The sequence below is a fragment of the Streptomyces sp. NPDC048604 genome, assembly GCF_043199435.1.
In the GTDB taxonomy this organism is placed as follows: Bacteria; Actinomycetota; Actinomycetes; order Streptomycetales; family Streptomycetaceae; genus Streptomyces.
In genome coordinates this window covers 114,672-130,233 of the sequence record NZ_JBICVX010000016.1, presented here as the reverse complement: position 1 = coordinate 130,233, position 15,562 = coordinate 114,672, and the positions used below count along the sequence as shown (strand labels likewise).

Below are 15,562 nucleotides of genomic sequence, written 5' to 3'. Positions count from 1 at the left end.
CCGGGGAAACCGTTTTGGCGATAGCCGCCGGCATCCCATATGCTTCTCACGTCCCCGAGGCGCTGACGAAGTGCTCAGGTGGGCCCTTAGCCCTCATCGTCTAGTGGCCCAGGACGCCGCCCTTTCAAGGCGGTAGCACGGGTTCGAATCCCGTTGGGGGCACGCACCACCGTGTGCGAGACTGGTTCTCGCACACAAGCAAGGCTCTGTGGAGCAGTTGGTTAGCTCGCCACCCTGTCAAGGTGGAGGTCGCGGGTTCAAGTCCCGTCAGAGTCGCTGAAGCTGGAAACAGCTTCGTGGCTGGGTAGCTCAGTTGGTACGAGCGATCGCCTGAAAAGCGATAGGTCGCCGGTTCGACCCCGGCCCCAGCCACAACCGAAGGCCCCCGTCCGATGGACGGGGGCCTTCCGCTATCCCCTCTCGCTCTGCTTCAGCCGCTCGCTCTGCTTCAGTGCGCGGACGCCGAACACCGCGCCCACCACCGCGACCAGAGCCGCCAGCAGCGCCCAGTCCGGGACGACCGCGCCCAGCGCGCCCACCCGCCGCTCCACCGCGAACGAGGCGTCCACCGACAGCAGCCCCGGCAGGGCGGTCGTGCCGTCGAAGACCAGGAAGAGCGTGCCGAGCAGCACGAAGAACAGCCCGGCCAGCAGCGAGGTCGAATGCGCCTCGAAACGGCCGACCCGCAGCGGCCGGCCGCGCAGCCAGCGCCGCCGGCCCAGGTCGTACCGCTCCCAGAGCAGCGCCAGCAGGAACAGCGGGACCGCCATCCCCAGCGCGTACACCGCGAGGAGCAGCCCGCCGTACGCCGGGCTGCCGCTCAGCGCCGCCACCGTCAGGACGCTGCCGAGGATCGGGCCCGCACAGAACCCGGCCAGGCCGTACACCAGTCCGAGCGCGTACACGGAGACCGCTGTGGTCGGCCGGATCCGGCCGCTGACCTCGGCGATCCGGCGCGAGGCGAAGCCCAGGCCGAGGATCTGCAGCACGCCGAGGCCGATGATCAGCCAGCCGCCGGCGGTCACGAGAAGGTCCCGGTGGCCGTAGAAGAGACGGCCGGCGAACGAGCCAAGAGCGCCCAGCGGGACGAGCGTGGTGGCCAGGCCCGCGTAGAAGACGCCGGTACGGGCGAGCAGCCGGCCCGGCGAGTCGATCGAGTACGCGAAGAACGCCGGCAGCAGCAGGGCGCTGCACGGGCTGAGCAGCGCGAGCAGGCCGCCCAGGAGGGCGGCCAGATAGCCGAACTCGCCGGTCACCGCGCGGCCGCCGACGGCGAGGCGGAGACCGGGGCGCCCGGCGACGGCGTCCCCGACGGTCCGGCCGCCTTCGTGCCCTTCGCCTTCGCCGTCCGCGCCGCCGACTCGATGGCGTCGACGAACACGTCCAGCGGCTGCGCCCCCGCGATCGGCCGGCCGTTCACCAGGAACGACGGCGTCGACGTCGCGCCGAGCGAGTACCCCTGCTCCTGGTCCGCCGACACGGCCTCCCGGGCCGCCGGGCTGGCCGAGTCCGCGGCGAACTTCGCCAGGTCCGGCACCCCGGCCTCGCGCGCCAGCGCCGTCAGCCGCGCCTCGCCGAAGCCCTTCTCCTTCGCGCCCTTCGCGTACGCGGCCTTGTGGAACTCCCAGAACCGGCCCTGCCGCGCCGCCGCCCACGAGGCGCGGGCCGCGGCCTCCGACTCCTCGCCGAAGATCGGGAAGTTACGCCACTCGATGCGCAGGACGCCCGTCCGGACGTACTTCGCCACCAGGGACTGCTCGGTCCCCCGCGCGAACTGCCCGCAGTACCCGCACTTGAAGTCCGCGTACTCGATGAGGACGACGGGCGCGTCGGCGCGGCCCAGCGCCAGCCCGTCGGAGGCGTCGCGGCGGGCGTACGACTCCAGCTCGGGGTAGACCCCGGTCGTCGGCTCGGCGGAAGCCTCGGCCGCGGCGGAGCCGGCGCGAGGGTCGGGCTTGGTGGCGGTGTACGAGACGAGGCCGAGCACGGCGGCGGCGACGGCCACCCCGGCGACGATGGCGATCGGCTTGGACCTGGACATGCAGAAGTGCTCCTGAGCAGGAAGAAAGGGACGGACGACGGCGAACACGGCCGCCCGTCTAGACCCTCAGGACCGACAGCTCGGGCGGGGACGGCGGTACGAGCTCCGGCGGGCCCGCCCCCGGCTCCAGGTGCCGTACGAGGGCGTCGGCCGCCCCGTACCCGCAGAGCGCCCGGCCGCCCGCGAGCGCCGGCAGCAGTTCCCCGAAGCCCTGGGCGCGCGGCGGTACGACGGGGTTCGCGGCCCCCTCGCCGGTTCGGCTCCCCGGCCCGCAGCCGGGCTCCCCGGCGTCCGCCACCGCACCGGCGACGGCGACGGCGGTCACGGCCCGGTCGCCCGGGGCCGCCGCGCAGACCAGGAGCCCCAGCACCACGGCGGCCAGCGCGGCGAACGCCGCCGGCACGCGGGCGGCGGTGCGGGACATGGGGGGCCTTCCGGTCGGGTGCCCGAAATATTACGCACCGCCCCCCGTGCCCCTTCGGAACCCCCGGCCCGGGACGCCCCACGCCTGCCGGAACACCCCCGAACAGACCCGGACACACCCCCGGAAAGGGCCTCGTAAATCGGTTCGCCGGTTCTCGTCGGCAGGTGCGATCCTGGATTCCGTATGTCTACTTCCTTCGCCGCCCTCCAGACCGTCCTGGCCGAGGTCTCGCTGCGGGACGCCCACCGGCTCGGCCGCCGTCTCGAGGGCGCCCGCCGCATCCGCAAGCCCGAGGCCCGCGCGGCCGTACTGGACGAGATCGCCGCCGAGGCCGGCAAGGCCAAGGAGCGGGTCGACGGGCGCGCCGCCCGCATGCCCGCGGTCACGTACCCCGAGCAGCTGCCCGTCTCGCAGAAGAAGGACGAGATCGCCGAGGCGATACGCGACCACCAGGTCGTGATCGTCGCCGGTGAGACCGGCTCCGGCAAGACCACGCAGATCCCCAAGATCTGTCTGGAGCTGGGCCGCGGCGTCCGGGGCATGATCGGGCACACCCAGCCCCGCCGGATCGCCGCCCGCACCGTCGCCGAGCGGGTCGCGGAGGAGCTGAGGACCCCCCTCGGCGAGGCGGTCGGCTGGAAGGTCCGGTTCACCGACCAGGTCAACCCGGACGCGACCTTCGTCAAGCTGATGACCGACGGCATCCTGCTCGCCGAGATCCAGACGGACCGCGAGCTGCGCGCCTACGACACGATCATCATCGACGAGGCCCACGAGCGGTCCCTCAACATCGACTTCCTGCTCGGCTATCTGGCCCAGCTGCTCCCGAAGCGCCCCGACCTCAAGGTCGTGATCACCTCGGCGACCATCGACCCGGAGCGCTTCTCCCGCCACTTCGGCGACGCCCCGATCGTCGAGGTCAGCGGCCGTACGTACCCGGTCGAGGTCCGCTACCGGCCGCTCCTCGAGGAAGACTCAGAGGAGAGCGACCGGGACCAGATCACCGCGATCTGCGACGCCGTCGACGAACTCCAGGGCGAGGGCCCCGGCGACATCCTCGTCTTCCTCTCCGGCGAGCGGGAGATCCGCGACACCGCGGACGCGCTGCTGAAGAAGCAGCTCCGCAACACGGAGATCCTCCCGCTGTACGCGCGCCTGTCGCACGCCGAGCAGCACCGCGTCTTCCAGGCCCACACCGGCCGCCGCATCGTGCTCGCCACGAACGTCGCCGAGACCTCGCTGACCGTCCCCGGCATCAAGTACGTGATCGACCCGGGCACCGCCCGGATCTCCCGCTACTCGCACCGCACCAAGGTCCAGCGGCTGCCGATCGAGCCGGTCAGCCAGGCCAGCGCCAACCAGCGCAAGGGCCGCTGCGGCCGTACGTCCGACGGCATCTGCGTCCGGCTGTACTCCGAGGACGACTTCCTCGCCCGGCCCGAGTTCACGGACGCGGAGATCCTCCGGACCAACCTCGCGTCCGTCATCCTCCAGATGACCGCGGCCGGCCTCGGCGAGATCGAGAAGTTCCCCTTCATCGACCCGCCGGACCACCGCAACATCCGCGACGGCGTGCAGCTCCTTCAGGAGCTGGGCGCGCTCGACCCGGCCCAGAAGGATCCGAAGAAGCGGCTCACCGAGCAGGGCCGGAAGCTCTCCCAGCTCCCCGTCGACCCGCGGCTCGCCCGCATGGTCCTGGAGGCCGACCGGAACGGCTGCGTGCGCGAGGTCATGGTGATCGCGGCCGCGCTGTCCATCCAGGACCCGCGCGAGCGGCCCGCCGAGAAGCAGGCCCAGGCCGACCAGCAGCACGCCCGCTTCAAGGACGAGACCAGCGACTTCCTCGCCTTCCTCAACCTGTGGCGGTACATCCGCGAGCAGCAGAAGGAGCGCGGCTCCAGCTCCTTCCGCCGGATGTGCAAGTCGGAGTACCTGAACTTCCTGCGGATCCGCGAGTGGCAGGACATCTACGCCCAGCTGCGGACGGTCGCCAAGCAGATGGGCATCCATCTGAATGAGGAAGACGCGCCGGAACAGTCCGTCCACACCTCCCTCCTCGCCGGACTGCTCTCGCACATCGGCATGAAGGACGTGAAGGAGGGCGCGAAGAACGAGTACCTGGGTGCCCGCAACGCCAAGTTCGCGGTCTTCCCCGGCTCCGCGCTCTTCAAGAAGCCGCCGCGCTTCGTCATGTCCGCCGAGCTGGTGGAGACCTCGCGGCTGTGGGCCCGGGTCAACGCGAGGATCGAGCCGGAGTGGATCGAGCCGCTCGCGCAGCACCTGGTGAAGAAGACGTACAGCGAGCCGCACTGGGAGAAGGACCAGGCTGCGGTCATGGCGATCGAGAAGGTGACGCTGTACGGCGTGCCGATCGTCAGCGACCGCAAGGTCAACTACGGGAAGATCGACCCCGAGGCCTCCCGCGAGCTGTTCATCCGCAACGCGCTGGTCGAGGGCGACTGGCGCACGCACCACAAGTTCTTCGCCGACAACCGCAAACTCCTCACCGAGGTCGAGGAGTTGGAACACCGGGCCCGCCGCCGGGACATCCTCGTCGACGACGAGACGCTCTTCGACTTCTACGACCGGCGCGTGCCCGAACACGTCGTCTCCGGCGCGCACTTCGACTCCTGGTGGAAGCACAAGCGCCACGAGGAACCGGAGTTCCTCGACTTCGAGCGCGAGATGCTCATCAACGAGAAGGCCGGCGCGGTCACCAAGGCCGACTATCCGGACTCGTGGCGGCAGGGGCAGCTGAAGTTCCGGGTGACGTACCAGTTCGAGCCGGGCGCGGACGCGGACGGCGTGACCGTCCACATCCCGCTCCAGGTCCTGAACCAGGTCACCGACGACGGCTTCGACTGGCAGATCCCGGGCCTGCGGGAAGAGGTGGCGACGGAGCTGATCCGCTCCCTCCCCAAGCCGATCCGCCGCAACTACGTCCCGGCGCCGAACTTCGCATCCCGCTTCCTGGACGCGGTCGTCCCCGTGCAGGAGCCGCTGGCGACGGCGCTCGCGCGCGAGCTGCACCGGATGGTCGGGGTGCCGGTCGCGGCCGAGGACTTCGACTGGGCGAAGGTGCCCGAGCACCTCAAGATCACCTTCAGGATCGTCGACGAGCGGCGCCGCAAGCTCGCCGAAGACAAGGACCTGGAGGCGCTGAAGCTGAAGCTGCGCCCCAAGGCCCGCCAGGCCCTCTCCAAGGCCGCCGCGGCCGCCACGGCGGGCCCCAGCGGCTCCGGGCAGTCCCTGGAGCGCACGGGGCTCACGGACTGGACGATCGGCACGCTGACGAAGGTCTTCGAGACCCGTCGGGCCGGACAGCCCGTCAAGGCGTACCCGGCGCTCGTGGACGCCGGCGACACCGTCTCCGTACGGCTCTTCGACACGGAGGCCGAGCAGGCGGCGGCGATGTGGCAGGGCACGCGGAAGCTGATCATGCTGAACATCCCGGTGAACCCTGCGAAGTTCGCCTCGGACCGGCTCTCCAACCAGCAGAAGCTCGCGCTGTCCCGGAACCCGCACGGCTCCGTCCAGGCGCTGTTCGACGACTGCGCGACCGCGGCGGCGGACAAGCTGATGGCGGACCACGGCGGGCCGGTCTGGGACGAGGAGTCCTTCCGGAAGCTGTTCGACAAGGTCCGCACGGACCTCGTCGAGCTGACGATCCGCGCCGTCGACCAGGTCCAGCAGATCCTGGCCGCCTGGCACGCCTGCGAGCGGCGCCTGAAGGCGACGAACAGCCTGGCCCTGATCAACAACGTGGCGGACGTCCGGGACCAGCTCGCCTGGCTGATGCCGGCCGGCTTCGTCACCCGTACGGGCCTGCGCCGGCTGCCGGACCTGATGCGCTATCTGGTCGCGGCGGACCGCCGCCTGCAGCAGATGCCGACGGGCGTCCAGCGGGACACCACCCGCATGGAGAAGGTCCACGAGATGCTCGACGAGTACGCCTGGCTGCTCGAACAGCTCCCGAAGGGCCGCCCGGTGCCGACGGAGGTCACCGACATCCGCTGGATGATCGAGGAGCTCCGGGTGAGCTACTTCGCGCACGCCCTGGGCACGGCGCACCCCGTCTCCGACAAGCGGATCGTCAAGGCGATCGACGCGGCGGCGCCGTAGCCGCACCGCGGCGGAAACGCCGCCCGGCGTCAGTTCGACCGCACCGTCTGACCTGCTGTACAGTCTTCCTCGCAGCCACGCACACAAAGGCTGCGAGCAAGGTCCTGTGGAGCAGTTTGGAGTGCTCGCCACCCTGTCAAGGTGGAGGCCGCGGGTTCAAATCCCGTCAGGACCGCAGAAGGCAGAGGCCCGCACCGCAAGGTGCGGGCCTTCGTCGTAGTGAAACCAAGGCCCGCACCGAGAGGTGCGGGCCTTCCGTCGTATACGAAGCGGTGCGGCGTATGCCCGGGCGTCTTGACGCCGTCATCGTGCGCCGGTACCCCGGAGGCAGGGGTTGGGCCCACAGCGGAGGTGGCGCGCATGGCGGGGGCGTCGACGACGAGGCACGAGACCGGCGCGCTGCTGCGCGCCCACCTGGCGGCCGCATCGCGGTACGGCCATGTCACACGCACCTGCCCCGTCTGCCATCGCCTCCAGCGGCTCGCCATGGAGCTGCCCGAGCTGCCCGAGCCGGCGGAGGAACCGGACCCGGAGCCCGCCGAAAACGGCTCACCGGAGTGTGACGCGAGTCACTGAAAGACTTTCAGGAAGTTCTTCACTTACACCCTCCCTACAGCCGGCCGATTTAATATGTGCAATTGCACCACTCTCGCCGGCCAAAAAGAAGATCGCGCTGGACCCGGCGGAGTCCAGCGCGATCGATGACACAGAGCCTGTTGGGGCAGGCAGCCGGTCGGCAGAGCTAGGGGTGGGCGGCCGGATTGGGGGACCCGGAGAAGCCCGGTGTTACGGGGTGTTGCACGTGTTTCAGGCCTCGCTGCGCTGCTGCGGGATACCCGCAAGAAGCGCGCGGACCTCTGCCTCGCGGTAGCGGCGATGTCCACCCAGCGTGCGGATGGACGTCAGCTTGCCCGCCTTCGCCCAACGGGTCACCGTCTTCGGGTCCACGCGGAACATCGTGGCGACCTCGGCGGGGGTCAGCAGCGGCTCGGCATCAGGGGTGCGAGCGGTCATGAGCGGCCTCCTCGGGAGAACCGAACCTTCTCGGTTCTTTCCTCTAAATTCTGCACCTTGACCCGCGTTGCCCGAAATGGCGGACGCGAGCCGAGTCGGTTATAGGACGAACGGCTTGTCCTCGGCACTACAACTACACCATCTGTCCAGCCACGTCGGCCAAACCGATGGAATTGCCCTCTCAGGTGTCCATCAGCGACGGAAGCCGATGGACCATGCCATAGCGGACAGTCACGCCACCGTGACGATCAGTCACAGAGCGATCAGGAGGCGTCAGACCCCCCATGGAGTGCAATGCTGAGCATTCCGCCCACAGTTGGACGGAAGGAACCCTCCCCGGACTCCTTGTCCTATTTTGGCACGAGGGTGGGTGATGGGCGCAAGGGCGCACTAAGTGCTGTCCGTCACGCTTGAGCCAAAGGCCCGGATCGGGACCTACGTCCCGCGCTCGCGTACCCCAAGGACTCTGCGGCCTTAAAGATCATTTACACGAGACGCCCGCCGTCTGTCGACGGTTCCCCGATCAACAGTTCGCCAATATCCCCACTCAGTTCGCGAACTGCCGGTCCCGGACCGCGCGCCACCGCTCCATCAGCCGCCCGTACGCCACGCCCGCCGCCTCGCCGTCGCCGTCCCGCAGCGCCGCGATCCCCTCGGCCACGTCCGCCGCCGACCGGTCCTCCGCCAGCACCGCCGCCGGCATCGCGTGCACGAGGCCCCCGTAGTCCAGCTCCACCAGCGAGCGCGGGTGGAACTCCTCCAGCCAGCGGCCCACGTCCACCAGACCCTCCGTCAGCGGCCCCTCGTCGATGGTCTCCCGCAGCGTCCGCAGCGCCCGGGCCAGCCGCCGCCGCGCCTGCACCATCGGCGTCCGGTACCGCAGCACCGGCTGCTCCGCCGCCTCCGCGTCCGCCCGGCCGCCCCCGGGGACGTACTCGCGCTCCTCGTCCGCGAACAGCGCGAACCAGCGCACCGGCACCTCCCACACCGAGGTGCGGATCCACGGCCGCGCGTCCGGGTTCCCCTCCCGCCAGCGCTCGAAGTCCGCCGCCGCCTGTGCCCGCACGACCGGCGGCAGCATCGCGTCGAGCAGCGGCGCCGGCAGCGACTCCACCAGCTCCGTCATCGCCAGCCAGCCCCGCAGCCGGGTCCGCCACGGACAGACGCAGACCACCCCGTCCACGTCCGCCACGAACGCGTCCGCGCTCTCGTGGACCGGCACCGGGACGGGCGGCGTGGGCGCCAAGTCCGCCAGCGAACGGAGCAGTTCGTCCTGGGCCGTGGGGGTCTCGGAGCGCCGTGCGTACCGCGCCCAGTGGGTCCGTTCCGGCTCCGGGAAGGCCGCCAGCGGCTCGTACACACGCAGATAGGAGGCATACGGGACGCGCGCTGAGGAGACGACCGACATGTCGCGAATCCTTCCACGCGGGTACTCCGCCAGGGGGTGATCCTCAGCACTGCGGCGGATCTACCAACCCGTAGGACTTACCCTGCTGCCGAACCGGTCCCTCCCCACCCGCAGGAGGGACCTCTCCGCCGCTTCGTACTTGGGAGTCACCACCGTGACCGATGTGACCGACGGCGTCCTGCACACCCTGTTCCACTCGGAGCAGGGCGGCCACGAGCAAGTCGTGCTGTGCCAGGACCGCGCCTCCGGCCTGAAGGCCGTCATCGCCCTCCACTCCACCGCCCTGGGCCCGGCCCTCGGCGGCACCCGCTTCTACCCGTACGCCAACGAGGCCGAGGCCGTCGCCGACGCGCTGAACCTCTCGCGCGGGATGTCGTACAAGAACGCCATGGCCGGCCTGGAGCACGGCGGCGGCAAGGCCGTGATCATCGGCGACCCGGAGAAGATCAAGACGGAGGAGCTGCTGCTGGCCTACGGCCGGTTCGTGGCCTCCCTCGGCGGCCGGTACGTGACGGCCTGCGACGTCGGCACCTACGTCGCCGACATGGACGTCGTCGCCCGCGAGAACCGCTGGACCACCGGCCGCTCCCCCGAGAACGGCGGCGCCGGCGACTCCTCGGTGCTCACCGCCTTCGGCGTCTTCCAGGGCATGCGCGCCTCCGCGCAGACCGTCTGGGGCGACCCCACGCTGCGCGGCCGCAAGGTCGGCGTCGCGGGCGTCGGCAAGGTCGGCCACTACCTGGTGGAGCACCTGCTCCAGGACGGCGCCGAGGTCGTGATCACGGACGTCCGCGAGGAGTCGGTCCGCCGGATCACCGACAAGCACCCGCAGGTCACCGTGGTCGCCGACACCGACGCGCTGATCCGTGTCGAGGGCCTGGACGTGTACGCGCCCTGCGCGCTCGGCGGCGCCCTGAACGACGACACCGTGCCCGTGCTGACCGCCAAGGTGGTCTGCGGCGCGGCGAACAACCAGCTCGCCCACCCGGGCGTCGAGAAGGACCTCGCGGACCGCGGGATCGTCTACGCGCCCGACTACGTCGTCAACGCCGGCGGCGTGATCCAGGTGGCCGACGAGCTGCACGGCTTCGACTTCGACCGCTGCAAGAAGAAGGCGGCGAAGATCTTCGACACCACCCTCGAGATCTTCGCGCGTGCGAAGTCGGACGGGGTTCCGCCGGCCGCGGCGGCCGACCGGATCGCCGAGCAGCGGATGGCCGAGGCGCGCCGCGGCTGATTCTTGACAGGTCGGCCCGCCGGGTCCCTCTTTGGAGGTTCGCCCAGAGGCGGAGACAAGACTCACGCCGGTCGGCGGGTCGACCTCAAGAAGGGGTTAAAATCGCGGTTGACCAGCGGGGACGGGGCGCCTCGCAGGTTCTGTACCGAGGCATGTGATGCGGGCGGCGTACCGTATGGCCACGGAAGCAGGTACCGTTGAAGCCTACGGGCCGGTCTCTCTGTCGAGAGCCCGTTCCGACTCATGAACGCGTGTCAAGACTCTGGGGCCGTCGAGCCCCGTCACCGAGGGGGTCGAGCCATGGGGCGCGGCCGGGCAAAGGCCAAGCAGACGAAGGTCGCCCGCCAGCTGAAGTACAGCAGCGGCGGGACTGACCTGTCGCGTCTGGCCAACGAGCTGGGCGCATCGACTTCGAGCCAGCCGCCGAATGGCGAGCCGTTCGAGGACGACGACGAGGAAGACGACCCGTACGCGCAGTACGCGGATCGTTACAACGACGACGACGAGGACGAGGACGACGAGTCCGGTCCCGCGGCGTCCCAGCGTCGCGCTTGACCTCTTACTGATCGACAGAGACCCGGTCCGGGCTTCCCGGACCGGGTCTCTGTGCGTTCTGCGTACGGAACGACCGCCGCACGGGCCCGGCGCCCGGCAGGGCCCCTGCGGTCCGTGGACGGGACCGCAAGGGCCGGGATCCGGCCGGCGCCGATCCGGTGTCAGACGGCGTAGTCGCCGACCAGCTCCGCGCCCGTGGTGTGCGCGCCGCGCTCGACGATCTCGCCGGCCACCCAGGAGTCCACCCCGCGGTCCGCGAGCGTGGTCAGGGCGGCGTCGACGGAGTCGGCCGGGACGACGGCCATCATGCCGACGCCCATGTTCAGGGTCTTCTCCAGCTCCAGCCGCTCGACCTGCCCGGCCTTGCCGACCAGGTCGAAGATCGCGCCCGGGGTCCAGGTCGAACGGTCGACCGTGGCGTGCAGCCCGTCCGGGATCACCCGGGCCAGGTTGGCCGCCAGGCCGCCGCCGGTGATGTGGCTGTAGGCGTGGACCTCGGTGGTCCGGGTCAGCGCCAGGCAGTCCAGCGAGTAGATCTTCGTGGGCTCCAGGAGCTCCTCGCCGAGCGTCCGGCCGAGCTCCTCGACCCGCTGGTCGAGGGTCATGCCGGCGCGGTCGAAGACCACGTGCCGGACGAGCGAGTACCCGTTGGAGTGAAGGCCGGAGGAGGCCATGGCGATGACCGCGTCCCCCGTACGGATACGATCCGCGCCGAGCAGCCGGTCGTGCTCCACGACGCCCGTGCCCGCACCGGCGACGTCGAAGTCGTCCGGGCCGAGCAGGCCCGGGTGCTCCGCCGTCTCGCCGCCGACCAGCGCGCAGCCGGCCAGGACGCAGCCCTCGGCGATGCCCTTGACGATGGCGGCGACCCGCTCGGGGTGGACCTTGCCGACGCAGATGTAGTCCGTCATGAACAGCGGCTCTGCGCCGCAGACGACGATGTCGTCCATGACCATCGCGACCAGGTCGTGGCCGATCGTGTCGTACACGCCCATCTGGCGGGCGATGTCGACCTTCGTGCCGACGCCGTCCGTCGCCGAGGCGAGGAGCGGGCGCTCGTAACGCTTGAGGGCGGAGGCGTCGAAGAGGCCGGCGAAACCGCCGAGGCCGCCGAGGACCTCGGGGCGCTGGGTCTTCTTCACCCACTCCTTCATGAGCTCGACGGCGCGGTCGCCGGCCTCGATGTCGACGCCGGCGGACGCGTAGCTGGCACCAGTGGTCTCAGACATGCTGAAGGCTTTCGTGTCGTACTGCGTGAGTGTGCAGCGGGGACTTACGGCCGACGCAGGGCGTCGGCGGCCGCGGTGGCGGCCGGGCCGGCGGCCAGCTCGGTCTCGAGCAGCTGCTTGCCGAGCAGCTCCGGGTCCGGCAGCTCCATCGGGTACTCGCCGTCGAAGCAGGCCCGGCAGAGGTTCGGCTTGTCGATGGTGGTCGCCTCGATCATCCCGTCGAGCGAGATGTACGAGAGCGAGTCCGCTCCGAGCGACTTGCCGATCTCGTCGACGGACATGCCGTTGGCGATCAGCTCCGCGCGGGTGGCGAAGTCGATGCCGAAGAAGCACGGCCACTTGACCGGCGGCGAGGAGATCCGGATGTGGACCTCGGCGGCGCCCGCCTCGCGGAGCATCCGGACGAGGGCGCGCTGTGTGTTGCCGCGGACGATCGAGTCGTCGACGACCACGAGCTTCTTCCCCTTGATGACTTCCTTCAGGGGGTTCAGCTTCAGCCGGATGCCGAGCTGGCGGATGGTCTGCGAGGGCTGGATGAAGGTGCGGCCGACGTAGGCGTTCTTCACCAGGCCGGCGCCGAACGGGATGCCGGACTGCTCGGCGTAGCCGATCGCGGCCGGGGTGCCGGACTCGGGCGTCGCTATGACCAGGTCGGCCTCGACCGGGGCCTCCTTCGCGAGCCGGCGGCCCATCTCCACGCGGGAGAGGTACACGTTCCGGCCGGCGATGTCGGTGTCCGGGCGGGCCAGGTACACGTACTCGAAGACACAGCCCTTGGGCTTCGCTTCCGCGAATCGCGACGTGCGGATGCCGTTCTCGTCGATCGCGATCATCTCGCCCGGCTCGACCTCGCGGACGTAGCTGGCGCCGCAGATGTCGAGGGCGGCGGACTCGGAGGCGACGACCCAGCCGCGCTCGAGCCGGCCGAGGACCAGCGGGCGGATGCCCTGCGGGTCACGGGCCGCGTAGAGCGTGTGCTCGTCCATGAAGACGAGCGAGAAGGCGCCCCGGACGTCGGGGAGGACCTTCGCGGCGGCCTGCTCGATGGTGAGCGGCTTGCCGTCCTCGTCGACCTGGGCGGCGAGGAGCGCCGTGAGGAGGTCCGTGTCGTTGGTGGCCGCCACGCGGGTGGTGCGGCCTTCCTGCTTGGGCAGGTCCGCGACCATCTCGGCGAGCTGCGCCGTGTTCACCAGGTTGCCGTTGTGGCCGAGCGCGATGGAGCCGTGGGCGGTCGCCCGGAACGTCGGCTGCGCGTTCTCCCACACAGAGGCCCCGGTGGTCGAGTAGCGGGCGTGACCGACCGCGATATGACCTTGGAGGGAACCGAGAGAGGTCTCGTCGAAGACCTGGGACACGAGGCCCATGTCCTTGAAGACGAGGATCTGGGAGCCGTTGCTGACCGCGATTCCCGCGGATTCCTGGCCCCGATGCTGGAGGGCGTAGAGCCCGAAGTACGTGAGCTTTGCGACCTCTTCACCCGGAGCCCAGACACCGAAGACGCCACACGCGTCCTGGGGGCCTTTCTCGCCGGGGAGCAGATCGTGATTGAGTCGACCGTCACCACGTGGCACGTTCCCGAGTGTAGGCGAGATCGACCACTGGTCCGAATTGGCGAATGTGCGGGAGTGCGCAGGTAGTGCGATCGCACGAGCTGATCCACCGGCGTGCGCGGGAGCGGTCACGGAGCTCCGCACCCCTGGTGGGGAAGGGGTCCACGGGGTCGCGCACACGGCGGTCCGCGCCGAGCGGACGCTCGTACCAGGGCCGGGGGTGAGGCCCGAGTGTGACGGAGTTCGCAGGGACGGCGGGTTTCGGGAACGCCCTCAGTCCTTGACTACGCGCGTTGCGGAGGCCGCCACGCCCGAGCCGTCCGGAGCGGTGAGGGTGAGCTGCCGGACGTGGAGCTCGTACGCCGCCCTGCTCTCGAAGACCTTCAGCATCGCCTTCTCCACGGTCATCTGTGGCGGGGCGCAGAGCATCCGCGTCGAGACGACCCGGCCGAAGGAGATCGTCGAGCCGGAGACGGCGGCGGTGGTGGAGAAGCGGTTGCAGCCGAGGTTGCCGGTGACCTTGCCGTCCGCGCCGATGACGAAGTGCGCCCGGCCCTCGGAGCCGGCCGGCAGCGAGGTGGCGGTCTCTGCGGAGACCAGGGTGTCGACGGTCCACTTGGTGCCCTTGAGCGGGGCCGGCGGCTGGGAGCTGAGGACGAGGGTGTCGCCGTCCTGCCGGGTCAGGGTGAGGGTGTCGCCGTCGAGGACGGCCTTGAACCGCCCGTCGAAGGTCTTGTGCAGCAGCGCCTCGAAGCTCTGACTCGGCTCCTCGCAGGCCATCTCGGTGGTCTCCCCGAGGCTGAAGGTCAGGCTGTCGCCCTCCACCGCGGCCTCGCCGCCGAAGTGGTTGCATCCGGAGTTCCCGGACGCCCGGCCGTTCTCGGCGAACTCCACGTACGCGCCGGCCGGGGCGGTGGTCTTCTTCCCGTCCACGGTGAGCGTGTCGAAGGCCCAGCGGACGTTGGCGACGAACACGTCGGACTCGACGGAGGAGCCGCCCCCGGCGCCGCCCTCCGTACCGCAGGCGGTGAGCAGGGCGAGCGAGGCCAGGGCGGCGACTGCGGAGATGCGCGGCTTCTGCATGCCGATGGGACGGCGCGGCGGGCCGGGCGGTTCCGCCCGGTTCCGGACGCCGCCCGGACGGACGCGGCGTTCGGGCGGGCCCGGCTGCCGTCAGCCCATGATCGGCAGGAGTTCCGCCAGGTCCGCCCGCTCCCCGCTCGCGCTCACCCGGGCCGCGTCCAGCTCGGCCGCCCAGTCCGCGCGGCCGGCGGCCAGCCGGATCCAGGTCAGCGGATCGGTCTCGACGACGTTGGGCGGGGTGCCCCGGGTGTGCCGCGGGCCCGGCACGCACTGCACGACCGCGTACGGCGGGATCCGCACCTCCACCGAGCCGCCCGGGGCCTTCACGGCGAGCGCGTCGGCGAGCAGCCGGGTGCAGGCGGCGAGGGCCTGGCGGTCGTACGGGATCTCCAGGCCGGCCGCGGCGTTCAGGTCGTCGGTGTGGACGACGAGCTCGACGGTGCGGGTGACCAGGAAGTCCGCCAGCCGCATCGCGCCGAACCGGGTCGGCACGAGCCGGTCGTCCGAGACGCCGGCCAGCCGCTCCGTGTACTGCTCCGCGGTCCGCACGTACAGCGCCGCCAGGTCGCCGGTGTCGATCGCCCGGGTGTCCTCGTCGACCTGCGCGGCCGCCGTGACCGTGGCGAACGGCCAGTCGAGCAGCGTCAGTTCCTGCTTCGCAGGCTCCGGCTCGGCGAGGTACCGGGCGACCGCGCCGACGGCCGTCGTCAGGTGCCCGGCAAGCTCCCGCACCGTCCACGCCCCCAGCCGGGTCGGCCCGGCGAGCTGCTCGGGCGTGAGCGTCACGACCGCCGCCCGCACGTTCTCGAACTGGGCGAGCACGGCGGCCCGGGTCCTGGCGGAGTCGTACGAACGCGTGCGCTTCTTGGCAGGGGGCATGGGCCCGAGGCTAGTCCGGT

The 15,562-nt window shown here is 70.7% G+C and carries 13 protein-coding genes and 4 tRNA genes; 8 read left to right on the top strand and 9 right to left on the bottom strand.

Translation table 11 applies throughout. The annotated features are described in order from the left end of the window. Window positions 1-89 precede the first annotated feature (89 nt). From ACGFMM_RS29170 to ACGFMM_RS29160, 3 genes are all read left to right on the top strand, one after another. Window positions 90-162: transfer RNA gene (locus tag ACGFMM_RS29170), tRNA-Glu, on the top strand. Between the two features lie 40 nt (window positions 163-202). Next, window positions 203-276: transfer RNA gene (locus tag ACGFMM_RS29165), tRNA-Asp, on the top strand. Between the two features lie 22 nt (window positions 277-298). After that, window positions 299-372, top strand: a tRNA-Phe gene (locus tag ACGFMM_RS29160). Between the two features lie 38 nt (window positions 373-410). Here ACGFMM_RS29160 and ACGFMM_RS29155 read toward each other — a convergent pair. From ACGFMM_RS29155 to ACGFMM_RS29145, 3 genes are read right to left on the bottom strand one after another with little or no spacing between them, the layout of a single operon-like run. After that, window positions 411-1,256 carry a cytochrome c biogenesis CcdA family protein gene (locus tag ACGFMM_RS29155; RefSeq protein WP_393649441.1) on the bottom strand — a complete coding sequence of 282 codons (846 nt, stop codon included), beginning with the start codon at window positions 1,254-1,256 and terminating at the stop codon, window positions 411-413. Further along, complete coding sequence (locus ACGFMM_RS29150; RefSeq protein WP_393649440.1) at window positions 1,253-2,041, bottom strand: DsbA family protein; 789 nt, start codon at window positions 2,039-2,041, stop codon at window positions 1,253-1,255. The genes ACGFMM_RS29155 and ACGFMM_RS29150 overlap by 4 nt, the downstream gene beginning before the upstream one ends. A gap of 58 nt (window positions 2,042-2,099) precedes the next feature. Beyond that, window positions 2,100-2,465: a hypothetical protein gene (locus ACGFMM_RS29145; RefSeq protein WP_393649439.1), complete on the bottom strand. Its 366-nt coding sequence runs from the start codon at window positions 2,463-2,465 to the stop codon at window positions 2,100-2,102. 183 nt (window positions 2,466-2,648) lie between these two features. Between ACGFMM_RS29145 and hrpA the strand changes: the two genes are divergently transcribed. The 3 genes from hrpA to ACGFMM_RS29130 all read left to right on the top strand — a co-directional run bounded on the left by hrpA (window position 2,649) and on the right by ACGFMM_RS29130 (window position 7,163). Continuing rightward, window positions 2,649-6,587, top strand: coding sequence for an ATP-dependent RNA helicase HrpA (gene hrpA, locus ACGFMM_RS29140; RefSeq protein WP_393649438.1), 3,939 nt, complete (start codon window positions 2,649-2,651; stop codon window positions 6,585-6,587). A 100-nt stretch (window positions 6,588-6,687) separates the two neighbouring features. Next, a tRNA-Asp gene (locus ACGFMM_RS29135) sits at window positions 6,688-6,762 on the top strand. Window positions 6,763-6,947: 185 nt separating this feature from the next. Continuing rightward, window positions 6,948-7,163: a DUF6274 family protein gene (locus ACGFMM_RS29130; protein WP_393649437.1), complete on the top strand. Its 216-nt coding sequence runs from the start codon at window positions 6,948-6,950 to the stop codon at window positions 7,161-7,163. Between the two features lie 231 nt (window positions 7,164-7,394). Here ACGFMM_RS29130 and bldC read toward each other — a convergent pair whose 3' ends face one another. Next, window positions 7,395-7,601: a developmental transcriptional regulator BldC gene (gene bldC / locus ACGFMM_RS29125; RefSeq protein ID WP_003949541.1), complete on the bottom strand. Its 207-nt coding sequence runs from the start codon at window positions 7,599-7,601 to the stop codon at window positions 7,395-7,397. Between the two features lie 547 nt (window positions 7,602-8,148). Beyond that, window positions 8,149-9,009, bottom strand: coding sequence for a hypothetical protein (locus ACGFMM_RS29120; RefSeq protein WP_393649436.1), 861 nt, complete (start codon window positions 9,007-9,009; stop codon window positions 8,149-8,151). Between the two features lie 154 nt (window positions 9,010-9,163). Between ACGFMM_RS29120 and ACGFMM_RS29115 the strand changes: the two genes are divergently transcribed. Both ACGFMM_RS29115 and ACGFMM_RS29110 read left to right on the top strand, forming a co-directional pair. Then, complete coding sequence (locus tag ACGFMM_RS29115; RefSeq protein WP_393649435.1) at window positions 9,164-10,246, top strand: Leu/Phe/Val dehydrogenase; 1,083 nt, start codon at window positions 9,164-9,166, stop codon at window positions 10,244-10,246. A 300-nt stretch (window positions 10,247-10,546) separates the two neighbouring features. Continuing rightward, the gene (locus tag ACGFMM_RS29110; RefSeq protein ID WP_393649434.1) at window positions 10,547-10,801 is read left to right on the top strand and encodes a DUF3073 domain-containing protein; all 255 of its coding nucleotides are present in this window, start codon (window positions 10,547-10,549) and stop codon (window positions 10,799-10,801) included. A gap of 161 nt (window positions 10,802-10,962) precedes the next feature. Here the strand turns inward: ACGFMM_RS29110 and purM are convergent, their stop codons facing one another. The 4 genes from purM to ACGFMM_RS29090 all read right to left on the bottom strand — a co-directional run bounded on the left by purM (window position 10,963) and on the right by ACGFMM_RS29090 (window position 15,542). Then, a complete protein-coding gene (gene purM, locus ACGFMM_RS29105; RefSeq protein WP_393649433.1) occupies window positions 10,963-12,030 on the bottom strand; it encodes a phosphoribosylformylglycinamidine cyclo-ligase in 1,068 nt (355 codons plus the stop codon). A 44-nt stretch (window positions 12,031-12,074) separates the two neighbouring features. Further along, window positions 12,075-13,601, bottom strand: a complete 1,527-nt coding sequence (purF, locus tag ACGFMM_RS29100; RefSeq protein ID WP_393649432.1) for an amidophosphoribosyltransferase — start codon at window positions 13,599-13,601, stop codon at window positions 12,075-12,077. Between the two features lie 252 nt (window positions 13,602-13,853). Further along, on the bottom strand, window positions 13,854-14,663 hold the full coding sequence (locus tag ACGFMM_RS29095) for an META domain-containing protein (RefSeq protein ID WP_393649431.1): 810 nt from the start codon (window positions 14,661-14,663) through the stop codon (window positions 13,854-13,856). Window positions 14,664-14,753: 90 nt separating this feature from the next. Beyond that, window positions 14,754-15,542, bottom strand: a complete 789-nt coding sequence (locus ACGFMM_RS29090; protein ID WP_393649430.1) for a sterol carrier family protein — start codon at window positions 15,540-15,542, stop codon at window positions 14,754-14,756. Between the last annotated feature and the right edge of the window lie 20 nt (window positions 15,543-15,562).